The 13,182-nt window shown below is 46.5% G+C and carries 9 protein-coding genes; 8 read left to right on the top strand and 1 reads right to left on the bottom strand.

Annotation, left to right across the window (positions count from 1 at the left end; translation table 11 throughout):
• Positions 1–464: 464 nt before the first annotated feature.
• A complete protein-coding gene (locus BDI_RS07110) occupies positions 465–2,708 on the top strand; it encodes an ATP-binding cassette domain-containing protein (RefSeq protein ID WP_009276768.1) in 2,244 nt (747 codons plus the stop codon).
• A gap of 75 nt (positions 2,709–2,783) precedes the next feature.
• On the opposite strand, the gene BDI_RS07105 is transcribed toward BDI_RS07110, so the two are convergent.
• On the bottom strand, positions 2,784–5,606 hold the full coding sequence (locus tag BDI_RS07105) for a sugar-binding domain-containing protein (protein ID WP_011966453.1): 2,823 nt from the start codon (positions 5,604–5,606) through the stop codon (positions 2,784–2,786).
• 84 nt (positions 5,607–5,690) lie between these two features.
• On the opposite strand from BDI_RS07105, the gene BDI_RS07100 reads away from it, so the two are divergent.
• From BDI_RS07100 to BDI_RS07070, 7 genes are all read left to right on the top strand, one after another.
• On the top strand, positions 5,691–6,626 hold the full coding sequence (locus BDI_RS07100; protein ID WP_011966452.1) for a tyrosine-type recombinase/integrase: 936 nt from the start codon (positions 5,691–5,693) through the stop codon (positions 6,624–6,626).
• Between the two features lie 523 nt (positions 6,627–7,149).
• Positions 7,150–8,262 carry a transcription termination/antitermination protein NusG gene (nusG, locus tag BDI_RS07095; RefSeq protein WP_011966451.1) on the top strand — a complete coding sequence of 371 codons (1,113 nt, stop codon included), beginning with the start codon at positions 7,150–7,152 and terminating at the stop codon, positions 8,260–8,262.
• Positions 8,263–8,316: 54 nt separating this feature from the next.
• Entirely contained in the window at positions 8,317–8,706 is a 390-nt protein-coding gene (locus BDI_RS07090) for a hypothetical protein (RefSeq protein ID WP_005856242.1), read from the top strand.
• Positions 8,703–9,845 carry an MraY family glycosyltransferase gene (locus BDI_RS07085; protein WP_005856244.1) on the top strand — a complete coding sequence of 381 codons (1,143 nt, stop codon included), beginning with the start codon at positions 8,703–8,705 and terminating at the stop codon, positions 9,843–9,845. Before BDI_RS07090 ends, BDI_RS07085 begins: the two co-directional genes overlap by 4 nt.
• Positions 9,846–9,896: 51 nt before the next feature.
• The gene (locus BDI_RS07080) at positions 9,897–10,655 is read left to right on the top strand and encodes a DNA-binding domain-containing protein (protein WP_011966450.1); all 759 of its coding nucleotides are present in this window, start codon (positions 9,897–9,899) and stop codon (positions 10,653–10,655) included.
• 137 nt (positions 10,656–10,792) lie between these two features.
• Positions 10,793–11,134: a hypothetical protein gene (locus BDI_RS07075; RefSeq protein WP_011966449.1), complete on the top strand. Its 342-nt coding sequence runs from the start codon at positions 10,793–10,795 to the stop codon at positions 11,132–11,134.
• A gap of 225 nt (positions 11,135–11,359) precedes the next feature.
• Entirely contained in the window at positions 11,360–13,171 is a 1,812-nt protein-coding gene (locus BDI_RS07070; protein ID WP_011966448.1) for an aminotransferase class I/II-fold pyridoxal phosphate-dependent enzyme, read from the top strand.
• Positions 13,172–13,182: the final 11 nt, after the last annotated feature.

The raw sequence follows: 13,182 nt of genomic DNA, 5'->3' as shown, positions 1-13,182 counted from the left end.
AATCGATTTTTCCGGGACAAAGTACGGCTCGCTCCTAAATACGCAAGAAAAAATCAGTAATCGTCTGTTAAATAGATAGATGTCAAAAAACAGCCTTTCATTCTAGCGAAATTAGTTCATCGTAATTCATATCTTATGGGTTGTTTGGGCTATCTCATAGGGGTACGATGGGGAAATGATAGGGTTATGATGCCTATTCATGACAGTTCATAACCCTATTCATGACTGCTTTCGATGCCCAACGTGACTATTGGCGTTGCCTAACACGACTAGTTGCGTAGGCTTTCATGACCTATCGTGTATAAAAAGCGGCCTTTTTGAGTAAAAAGCGCCATATATAGCTATCCTCTTTCCTCTACTTGGCAACCTCTCTCAAAAGGTAGTGTTACAAGATACGCTTTATATCTATTAAAAAGACAGGATTAGATCGTATCTTTGTCATTCGTTCATTAAGGTCATTGGTTATGTCAAATCAAGAATATATCAAGATCGAGGGAGCTTATGAGAATAACTTGAAACATATCTCTCTGGATATTCCGAAGAAGCAAATCACTATATTCACCGGGGTCTCGGGTTCTGGGAAATCGTCGTTGGTATTGGATACCATCGCCGCCAGTTCACGCCGGGAGTTGAATGAGACGTTCCCCAGTTTCGTGCAGCAATACCTGCCCAAATATGGCCGTCCGCATGTAGACCGGATCGGGAATCTGCCGGTCGCTATCGTGATAGACCAGCGGAAGCCCGCTCCCAACGCCCGTTCTACGGTGGGGACTTATACGGATATCTATTCATTGCTCCGTCTCTTGTTCTCACGGGTGGGCAAACCCTTTGTCGGATATTCGGATACATTCTCCTTTAATCATCCGCAAGGCCGTTGTACCCGTTGTGACGGATTGGGGGAGATTCGTGAGCTGGACGTGCATAAGCTGGTTGATTTTGATAAATGCCTGAACGATGAGGACGTGATCCATTACGTCACCTTCCAGCCCGGCCAATGGCGATGGATACGTTATGCTTGCAGCGGCCTTTTCGATCTGGATAAGAAGATCCGGGATTATACGCCGGAGGAGTTGCGCTTATTCCTTTATTCCCCGCAAATCCGTTTGAAGAATCCTCCTGCCGACTGGCCGAAGACGGCGAAATATGAGGGCTTGGTAACCCGTATGTATCGCAGCATCATCAATTCCGAGGAAGGGAAGATCCATCAAAAGGTCTTGGAACCGATGGTTACGATGGGAATCTGCCCGGATTGCGGTGGGACCCGCTTGAACGATAAGGTACTTTCTTGCCGGATCAACGGGAGAAATATAGCCGAAGTAACTCATATGGCGATCCCCGAGATAATCGCTTGGCTTCGGGAGATTGATGACCCGTTGGCGAAAGACATGAAGCAGGCGATCGGAGGCCGGTTATCCGCCTTATTGGAGATCGGTTTGGGGTATTTGACGCTGGATCGCTCCATGGAAACCCTTTCCGGCGGGGAGGCGCAACGCTGTAAGATCGCTAAATATATCAACTCATCTCTTTCCGATATGCTTTATGTGTTGGATGAGCCGAGCGTGGGCTTGCATAGCCACGATATCCATTTATTGAAAGCCTCGGTCCGAAAGTTGCGGGATCATGGGAATACGGTCTTGCTGGTGGAACATCATAAGGAAATGATACAGATCGCCGATCATATCGTGGATATGGGGCCGGGTTCGGGTATGGAGGGCGGCCGTATCTTGTACGAGGGAGATTATGCGGGCTTACTCCGTAGCGATACCTTGACCGGCCGTATGCTAGGAGAAAATACCCCTCTGAAGGAAAGCCTCCGGATCCCGTCCGGTTGGTTTACGGTAAAGCATGCCCGTCTTCATAACTTGAAGGACGTGACGGTAGATCTTCCTATGGGAGTACTGGCGGTGATCGCCGGTGTAGCCGGTTCAGGGAAAAGCTCGTTGATGGAATGCTTCCGCCGGGATTTCCCCGAGGAGGTGATTTATATCAGCCAAAAGAATATCGGGATCAGCTTGCGTTCCACTCCGGCCACTTATCTGGGAGTTGCGGATGATATTCGTAAACTTTTCGCTAAGGAAAGTAAGGCTGGGCTTAGTATGTTCACGTTTAACGGAAAAGGCGGTTGCCCGGTTTGTGGGGGAAAAGGCGTGATCGTGTCTGATATGGCTTTTATGGATTCGATCGAGACCGTTTGTGAGGCTTGTGGAGGATTGCGTTATTCCCCGGAAGCCTTGCGGTATACAGTGGATGGTCTTACGATCGCTGAGGTGATGGACTTGACAGTCCGCAAGGCTTCCCTTCGTTTTGCGGGAACGGTGATAGCGGAGAAACTCCGTCCGCTTATGCTGGTTGGTCTGGGGTATTTGCATTTGAACCAAGCCTTATCCACATTATCGGGAGGTGAGTTGCAACGGGTGAAACTGGCGTCTTATCTAGGAACCCAAAGCAAGGTCTTTGTCTTGGATGAGCCGACGGATGGCTTGCACGTGAAAGATGTCAGGCATATTATCTCCTTATTCGATTCTATGGTAGATCAAGGCAATAGTGTCTTTTTGATCGAACATAATCTGGATGTCTTGAAAGCGGCGGACTATGTGATCGAGATAGGTCCTGGAGGCGGACTAATGGGGGGTGAGATCTTGTTTAGTGGTACTCCCAAGGAGTTACTATCCTGCGAGCGTTCCGTTACGAAAGACTATCTTGTTTGATGATTATGAATATTATAGGGAAAGAGACGCAGCGTGCTGCGTCTCTATGTGAATATACGTCAAAAGTGAGGTCGCTTACTCATCATACGAGATATTCCCTAATTCCTTAATCTTCGAATCTCCGACTTGATGCGTGAATAACTCAATCAATTGAGCGGGCGTTAATGTCATCTGAGGCGAGAACTCGGAGGAATCCATATAACTTAATAAGCTATGGTATAATTGGCGGACTTCCGGGTATTCTTGTTGGGTTTCCAAGTCTGTCATACAGATTAATAACTTGCCCGGGCCGACATTGAATTCTTGGATCATCCCTAATTTATGATTACGCTCCACGTTATCGATCACCTGTACGATTGGCCTGTAATTATCCGGAAGCTGGTCCAGTATCAACGGATGGCTATTCTTTATCATCGTGAACCATTGCCAGTTTGTATGGAAATCCGTCGGGAAATGAGCGAAAACCGGATGAGAGGGATTCATTAATAATCCGAGGGTACCCGGAGAGACCGGTTTCTTTACCCATTCGCAGATGGACTTAAACATCCGGTAATTCCAGTAATCTGTCTGGAATAATCCTTCTACCGTCACGTTCTTGTAAGTCTTGGCATCCGGGAACCACAATACTTTCGCCCCGTTCGCCAATAAGTTCTCGGCCTGTTTATCCCATTTCTTAATAACATTGATATCCGTAGGGATTTGCACGTTATTATGTTCCGGATAAATCCATAACGGATAATGATTGTGATAATCCGTGCCCTCGATCGCCAGCCGTAAAGTATAGGTCTCAGCCTCTTGAATGGCAGGTAAAGCGATATTTAATGGGCCTACCTCGGCCAACGTACCTTGATTGATTTGCAGCGGTATGTTGTTTTGGGCGATTACTTGATCTTGACTATTCGTCAAGGTCCAAGTTAGATGTTTCCCTTTTAAAGTGGTAGGTGTATAGTTCGCTACCTTGATGGAGCCTTTGAGCGCCTCATTCCCAGAGTAACAGAATTTAGGTAGGAGAGCCAGTAATACGACATCATCGCAAGACTCTTTCCATTCCTTGGCGGTTATCAAGCCCTTATTATCCATAAAAGCGTCCAAGATACCGACTAACGCCGTGCCCTGTCCCGGATAATCCTGTAAATCCAATAATTGGAAGCCGGCCATTCCCGGAGTACGGAACGCCATTTCCATCTCGGCCCGGTAAAGTTGCGCCATCCATTTACCGGAAGCCTTGAAGAAATCATCCGCTTGTCCGGCCATACCGGACTCGCCCAGTCGTTTGCGGAATATCTCCAGATTCCAAGGTTTTAGTGCCCCGGTATATTTCTTGATTTCCTCATAATTCGGATAACATTGGAATTGCCCGGTCTCATGTCCGATGATAGGCAATGAACATTGTTCGATAGCGGATTCGAAATTCATGACCGAGTTTGGATAGGTATGGTTGATATAACCGCCATCCTCCGCATCTGCGAAAGAGAAGGAACCCCGGGTATGGTTGCTGAATACGTTAGCGCCGGGGACTCGACAGGTCGTGAAGTAATCGTCACCCGCCGCAGGGCCGTTGAAGCCTAGATAGTCATTCGATCCAGATGCGTATAAATGCCGTCCGTCCTCACTACGGAAACGGGCGATCATGTCTACCATCGCTTCTTGATCCCCGGAAAGCTCGTTGCCGATCGCCATCATGACGAAAGAGGCGTGATTCCCGTAAGCCTCCTGTATTTGTAATCCTTCTTTGGTGAGGAAATGGATCAAAGTGGTATCGCCCTTTTCCATCTTTCCCCAGAAAGGTAGTTCCGGTTGGAGGTAAAAACCTTCGATATCGGCCGCCTCGAAACAAGCTTTAGGAGGACACCATGAATGGAAACGGCAATGATTGATACCGTATTCCTTGGCGATGCGGAAATAGCGTCTCCATGCTGCGGTATCCATCGGTACATGGCCTGTAAGCGGAAATACGCAAGCATCGTGTTTTCCACGAAGGAAGGTGGTCAATCCGTTGATGTTGAATTGTGTTCCTTCTGCTTTGAAATCTCTTAATCCGAAAGTAGTACTTTGGCTATCTTGGATATTCTCTCCTTGGATGTTCGCGGTCAAGCGATACAGGGTAGGGGAGAACTCGCTCCATTCCAAGGCGTCATCACCCATCGGTATTTGGAATATGATCTCGTCTTGTTGAACTACGATATTCTTATTGAATTTGATATGGTGCTCTAAGCCTGTGTTGAAAGCCTCCATCTCTATTTGAACGGCGGCTACGATCATTTGCTCGAATGGATTTGAAAGCTTTATTTTTACGTCCACCGTTTTTTGATCCGCATGTGGATATACTTGTATCCGGCGGATATGGAATTGTGGACGGGCTTCCAATTTCAGGTCTCCGATAATACCGTTCCAGTTTGTCTGCGTGGATTCCGTATAAGCGTGTGAATTGTCCAATAATTGGGGCGGAACGCTCAAACCGTTATCGACTAGAATAGTCAAGTGATGCTTCCCAGCCCGGAGATATGTGGACAGATCGTATTCTTGAGGGGTGGAAATATGGTCGGATGAACCGACATATATGCTATCTACCCATATTTGGGTCGGTTTTGTTCGCTCCAAGATTAACCAAATGCTCTTGCCTTCCCAGTTCTCCGGAATCGTGATCTCTTTCTGATACCAAGCCTTACCTTGATAGCGGAAGGGCCTAGACAAATGAGTTGTCTCCTCCTTATCATTGTTAGGGTATCCTTTTTGGTTGGTGTCCGTGGTACCCGGTAATTGAACTTGCTCGGTGACATCTGTTGAATCCAATCGTAATTCCCAGCAACCGGCAAGCGATAATTCCTCTCTACTCTCTTTGGGAGTTTGGCATGCGAATAGCATGAGCATAAGTGGAATACTCCAAAATCTCTTCATGGTAATGTTTTTACTCTAAATATGGTTTACTTAATTAATAGTGTACAAAGGTAGTATTTTTGGCTTTTTTATTAAGGAGAAGATATGAAAAAAGAAGAAGATTTTGTTATGGGCCTGTCCATCTACATGGCTTGTCTGCGTGAGAAAAAACGGTATTCCACGGCGAAGAGTTATCAAGATGCCTTGAACTCGTTCAAGTGCTTTTGCGGTATGGAGGCGATTCCTTATGCCTATATTAATAGGAACAGGCTTTTGTGCTATCAGTCATGGTTGTTGGACAAGGGCCGTTCGTTGAATACGGTGTCTACCTATATGCGTCGGATTCGTCACATTTATAACTTGGCCGTGGAGGCGAACGAGGCTCCCTTTGTACCCAACCTGTTCAAAGATGTCTTCACGGGCGTTGAAAGCAAGCGGAAGAAGGCGTTGCCGCGAGAGATGCTGGAGCGTATGTTTAACGCCCCGTTGGGGGATCCGTCCTTGCGGCGTGTACAGTTGACCGTTCGGTTGATGTTCGCGTTCAGCGGGATAGCGTTTGTGGATCTCACGCATTTGAAATGGGAGAATATCCGGGATGGGATATTGCAGTATCACCGACAAAAGAGCGGGTCTCTCATACAGCTGGAGATTCCCTCCGGGGCGTTGCGGCTGTTGGATGAGTTGTCCGCTTGTACGGCAAAGGAATCCTTTTATTTATTTCCTTTTTTGAGTGGAAGGAGAACCGGTGAGGCGGCCTACAAAGAATATAACAGGACCTTGTCCCGCTTTAACCGTGACTTGAAGTTGTTGGCGAGATCGACAGGCGTTACGCTTCCGGTCACCTCATATACGATCCGTCATTCATTCGCCTCGTTCTTGAAGGAACAAGATGTATCGATCGAGGTTATCAGTGAGTTGTTGGGGCATAAGTCTATTAAGACAACACAGATCTATTTGAAGAGCTTCTCGTTGGAACGTTTGTCGACAGTGAACCGGAATTGTTTTGAGAGCGTGTGTAAACCGATACCCAAAGTGGGGTAAGAGGCTTGCTACTTGGGAAGTAGCGTATTCTTTCACGGCGCAAAAGTAATAAAAAATAACAAATAACAAGCAATCATTAGGCTTAGTTTGTTCATTAGTTTGTACTCCGACCTTGATTCTCCTTAAATCTTCGTTCTTATTCCTAGTGCATAGACATGGCAATAGAGACGAAATGATCTCGTATGTCCTACATCATCACGTCCCTCCTAAAAATCGAACATACATTCTTGTAGAGACGGGGCGTGCCCCGTCTCATCCCCTCAAAATAGTATTCTAAATTACTGTCAGACGGTGGGAGACGGAGCACGCTCCGTCTCTACAACTGGGAAATGATTATTTCCCATCTTTTACGCTACTTCCCAAGTAGCTTAATATTTCAAGCGATGGTGATTTTCAGAAAAGCCATTTTTTAAAACATAAAGTGTTGTTTATCAGGAGTAAATAGGGTGCTCTTGGTAGGGCTTTGAATTGTCGTGAGGCTTGAGTGGAGATCCTGCTATAATCTTAGGAAAAGATAATCATAATGATGAATGTTTTGAGAGACGGTCGCTCGGAGAGGGGTACGGCGCGAGTTGGCAAGCGTCATGACCTGAAGACTGTACGCTGGTACGTGCTCACGCTTCCTACTACGGGTGTGGCACGACGCGACAGGATCAGCCCCGCTAAAAGCTTGGATGCCGAGCTTTCCCGGCGCAAGCGTCGTGGGGAGACGTTGTTCGAGTATTTCGCCCCCTCCTATGTGGAGGTGAGGAAGGTGGACGGAAAGATGGTCAACACGAAACGACCCCTGCTGTTCAACTACGTGTTTGTCCGGTCCTCGGTTGAGGAGATCTTCCAGATGAAGCGCACGCTTCCCCTATACAATTTCCTTCCCCGGGTCTCTTCCGGAGGCATGACTCATTTTCCTTATCTGTCGGATGACGAGATGGGGAATTTACGTTGGGTGGCGGAATCTTATTCCAACGAGCTTCCGGTGTACGTACCGGACAGCGACCGCTTGCTGAAGGGCGACCGTGTGCGTATCACGTCCGGTTATTTTACCGGTATGGAGGCGGAGGTGGTGATCCAGCCGGGTGGCGGTCATAAAGATGTGATGGCTCGTATCCTCGATTGCATGTGGGTCCCCTTGTTGGAGGTGAAGCCGGGCGAGTACGAGCTGATCGAGCTGAACACCAAGGGCAAGCACGTCTATACCCATCTGGACAACGACCGCCTGCGGGAAGGCTTGCACGATGCCTTGGGACGTTACCATGCCTCCGGCAACGTATCAGAGGAGGATACTCGTTTGGCCCGTGAGGTGTTGAGATCCTACGGTTCGCTCTGTGCGGAGACGGACGTGATGCGTTGCAAGATCTACTCATTGCTTCTTTCTGCCTACAAGTTGTTGGGCGATGAGGAGGAGTTCACACGTTTGCATGACACGATGCGTGGTATGCTCCCGGTGGTGAAAGCTCCGCAATCCCGTGCCTTGTTGCTGGTGACGCTCTACGGTTGCACGGACAGCGCCCTTTACCGGCAGATGGCACATGAGGTGGTGGATCCGTGGCGGGGTGAGTCCTCGCCCAAGAAAAGCAAGTTATCCTTGATCCGCCGGTTGGACGATTACGACGGGTGGCTCAACCATGAAATAAGTTAACAGTAGACAAGTGACAGTTGACAGTTTAAATCATAAATCATAAATCAAAAATCAATGTCTTCCCTTCCTTCCGGCGTTCGTTTGGTGCGGTTGCTGAACGAGCATTTAAATGATATCATGAGCCGCGAGCGTGCGAACCAAAACTCGATTCACCTGTATTGTACGGGGCCTTACTGGGTGGCATTTGAGTGCTCGGCCTATCAGTTGCGCCATGTATTCCCGGACAGCGAGATTACGCCAATGCGTTTGCTCGGCTACCCGTTCCCGGTGGTGATGGTGTCCGTTACGGATCGTTCGCTCCGCTCGTATGCCCGCAAGCACATCTTGCGAAGAGACGACATAGATTACAAATTATTAACAGCATCCCAACTCTCCCATGAGGACTACCAAGCGTGGCATGCCGGCGAGGTGAAGGGGTTGCCTTCATTAAGTGAGATCGTATGAGTGAGGTGCAAATTCTATTATTGTTATTACTGTCCGGATATCTGATCTCCGTGTCTTTGGGCATGGTGATCATCCCGAGGATCTTGGTGATCTCCCACAAGAAAAGACTGTATGATGTCCCGGATTCTCGAAAGGTACACACGACCCCGGTTCCCCGCTTGGGTGGCCTGTCGTTTTTTCCCGTGGTCTTGATGTCGTTTGCCTTGGTGATAGGCTTTCGCCTTTATCTGTGGCCCTCGGATCTGTCTAGCTTCTCGATCGAGATGCTCCATGAGTATCTTTTCTTGTTCGTGGGCATGACACTTCTTTATCTGGTGGGTGTCTGCGATGACTTGGTCGGGGTGGGTTACCGCTACAAGTTCATCGTACAAGTCGTGTCGGCCCTCCTGCTGGTGTTGTCCGGCAATTGGCTCGATACGCTGGGAGGCCTATTCGGGATCTATTCGGTCCCGGCCTTGCTGGGTGTGCCAGTCACGGTTTTCGCCGTGGTTTATGTGACAAACGCTATCAACCTGATTGACGGGATCGATGGTCTGGCCTCCGGTTTGTGCTGTATCGCCTTATCGGTCTTGAGCGTGTTCTTTTTCATTCAAGATCAATGTGTTTATGCCTTGCTCGCTATCTGTACGCTGGGAATCCTCATGCCTTTCTGGTGCTACAATGTCTTTGGCAATGCCAACTGCGGGCATAAGCTCTTCATGGGCGATGCTGGGAGTTTGACGTTGGGCTACGTGATCAGTTTCCTGATCATTCATTTATGCGTATCGAATAGTACCTCTACGGAGCGTTCGAATCCTTATTTGGTGATTGCCTTTTCCACGGTCTTGGTACCGTTGCTGGACGTGGTACGTGTGGTGCTGCGCCGCCTTCGTGAGCACAAGAACCCGTTCTTGCCGGACAAGAACCATTTCCATCATAAGTTGTTGCGCACGGGTATGCGGGTGCGGATGGTGATGGTGACGATCATTTGCGTGTCCGTTTTCTTTATCGCATTGAATATTGTATTGGCTAATCATTTGAATGTCAATTGTATATTATTTTTAAACCTGTCTCTATGGACGGTTCTTCACTTGGTGATCGATTGGCTGATCGCCCGGAATCGGCAGAAGAGGGAATCGGCATTCGACAAGAGGTTCTAGACAAGGAAAGCCGGGAAGGGCAATTCCGTCCTTCCTATAAATCAAAATACCATGAAGAAAGTATTGAAAGGCTGGCTCATCGATAATGCGGTGACCACCGACAACAAGACGGACAAGATCTTGTTACTGGCCTCGGCCGGAAGTTTAACTTTGGATGACGTGTTGGAGGAGATGTACAAGCAAGACACCGGTCTACGCCCGGAGACGATGCGTCACTCTGTGACCCTCTACCATCGGATAGTAATGGACTTGATCTTAAACGGCTATAGCGTGAACACGGGTCTGTTCCGTGCCGTCCCCCAGTTGAAAGGCGTGGTTGAGGGCGGCGCTTGGAACAAGGAGAATAATTCCATCTACGTCTCTTTCACGCAAGACAAGGCTCTGCGCGAGGCGATCGCCAAGACCGTGGTGGAGATCCTCGGCGAGAAGTCTAACATCATGTACATCCTGGAGACCGAAGATCGTAAGACGGGCTTGAAAGACGGCAGCGCCACTGCGGGTCACAACTTCTTCGTCCGTGGGGCGATGTTGAAAGTGGTTGGCGACCACGAGTCGGTAGGTGTTACGCTGACCGACTCCAAAGGTGCCACCACGAAACTGACGGACGACCAGATCACCATCAACAACCCTTCTTCGCTCACGTTGCTCCTGCCGGCTGATTTGGCGGAAGGTGAGTACACGCTGACTGTGACGACGCAGTATTCGAACTCCTACACGCTGAAAGTACCCCGCAGTATCAGTACCCCGATCTGGATTGGCGGCAAACCGGCTGATGGAGGCGGTGACAGTGAGAGTCCGGATGAGGTTTGATGATCTTATGAGCTAGTGGTTCTTTGTCCCAAGTGTTGAGACAGGTAATTCCCAAGGCATGGGAGTTATCAGTCCCAATGCTTGGGACAAATGAGGAATACAGAACCTTGTGTTAAATGAATTAAAGGAAGGAAAGAATGGAATCAATTTATCATCATACATCATTCAATGTTTTAAAGAGTATTGTAACCGATACCGGATTAAACTTTAGAGCCAGTAAATATAGTAACTATATAAATGGCGAGTATGAATGGATCAAGGATAAGGCGAATGTTGCGATTCAGGAGATGTGCGAGGAGCAGGGCGAACCTTTTGATAGTGATCCCAAAGAACATAATCCTGATGTTTTTTCAATGTGTTTACATGACAAAAGAGGAAAGGGAAGAAAAACAGCAATGAAACGTGTTTATGATAAATGCATGGTTGGGCCTGATAACTATCAAGAGGATTTGTCGGTCTGTACTTCTTGCCTCAAATAGGAAGAATTTGAATAAGAGAAGGAGTATAGGTATATGATGCCTAAATATAACCGGATCCTTTTTAGTATGATAAACAAATAACATATGAGTTAAGTGCGGAGAGTCGTGTGATGGGAGACTGCTTAGTATGGTTCTGTGAGAAAGGAAGGTTAAAGTTTCCCTCTCTTTACTTGACCTTGAAACATCTTTTTGATAATTGAAATATAGACGTACAAACTAATTAATATGCAAGCGATTATTTTAGCGGCGGGTATGGGAAAACGCCTCGGGGAATTGACTCGTAATAATACAAAGTGTATGGTGAAAGTTAATGGTACTTCCTTGATAGATCGTATATTAACTCAGCTTTCCCTGTTGGATTTGTCGAAAGTAATAATAGTTATCGGATATAAAGGGGATCTTCTACGTAACTATATTGGTCACAAATATAAAGGATTGAAGATAGAATATATAGAAAATCCAGTTTATGATAAGACGAACAATATTTATTCGCTTTCCTTGGCAAAGAAAGAGCTGCAAAAAGATGATACATTATTGATAGAATCAGATTTGATATTCGATGATACTCTTTTCCCGATGATTGTCTATAATCCATACCCTAATTTAGCGCTGGTAGCAAAGTACGAGACTTGGATGGACGGAACAATGGTTCGCTTGGATGAGGAGAATAATATTGTCAATTTTATTCCTAAGAAAGCCTTTAAATACGGAGATGTAGATTATTATTACAAAACGGTTAATATCTACAAGTTCAGCAAAGAGTTCTCCACTACGAATTATGTTCCCTTTTTGGAAGCGTATACTAAGGCTCTGGGCAATAATGAGTATTACGAGCAAGTGCTTCGGGTGATTACACTGTTGGATAAATGTGAATTGAAAGCCTTGCCTTTGCAGGGGGAAAAGTGGTATGAGATAGACGATGTGCAGGACTTGGACATTGCGGAAACGATTTTTGCCACAGAAGAAGATCGCTTGTCGCTTTATCAAAAGCGCTATGGTGGTTATTGGCGTTTTCCGAACTTACTAGACTTCTGTTATTTGGTCAATCCGTTTTTTCCACCTCAGAAGTTGAAGGATGAGTTGAAGGCTAATTTTGACGTGTTATTGGCTGAATATCCTTCTGGAATGCGTGTTAATTCGTTACTGATAGCTAGGTATTTTCATATTAAAAAAGAGTATGCCGTAATTGGGAATGGTGCGGCTGAGCTGATCAAGTCTCTTATGGAACAGATAGAGGGAAAGATTGGTGTCATATATCCGACGTTTGAAGAGTACCCAAATCGTTGCGATAAGGAACAGCTAATTTGCTTTACGCCGGATAATAGGGATTTCTCTTATTCTGCTTCCGATTTGAGAGCTTTCTTTTCTGATAAGCCTATTTCTACTTTGCTGTTGGTAAATCCTGACAATCCTTCTGGGAATTTCATTCCATACGCTGATTTGTTGGATTTGATAGCATGGGCACAACAAAGAAGAATCCGTATGGTGGTTGACGAATCATTTGTCGATTTCAGCGTAGGTTATGAAAATAATACTTTGTTGTGTGATGATGTATTGGAACAATATGAGAATCTGGTAGTGATGAAGAGTATTTCCAAGTCATACGGTGTTCCCGGTCTTCGTTTAGGCGTGTTGGCTTCGGGTAACATCGAGTTAATCAAGAAGATCAAAAGCGATATCTCTATTTGGAATATCAATTCGTTTGCCGAGTTCTATATGCAGATTTACGGGAAGTATGAGAGCGACTATAAGAAAGGTTGTGAAAAGTTTATCGCAGAACGCCAACGCTTTTATGAAGATTTGCGATCAATACCTTTCTTGCGTGTGATACCCTCACAGGCTAATTATTTCTTATGCGAGGTGACAGATAAATATAAAGCTACAGAACTTACACAACTCCTTTTGAAACATTGCAACATTCTTGTTAAAGACTGTAGCACAAAATCAGCCTTTGCTTGCAAACAGTATATTCGCTTGGCTATACGCAACAGAATTGATAATGCTTATTTCATAAAAGCACTTAACGAACTTTTGTAATAGAAATTGTT

This window comes from Parabacteroides distasonis ATCC 8503 (genome assembly GCF_000012845.1).
GTDB lineage: Bacteria > Bacteroidota > Bacteroidia > Bacteroidales > Tannerellaceae > Parabacteroides > Parabacteroides distasonis.
This window is presented reverse-complemented; position numbering and strand designations above follow the sequence as displayed.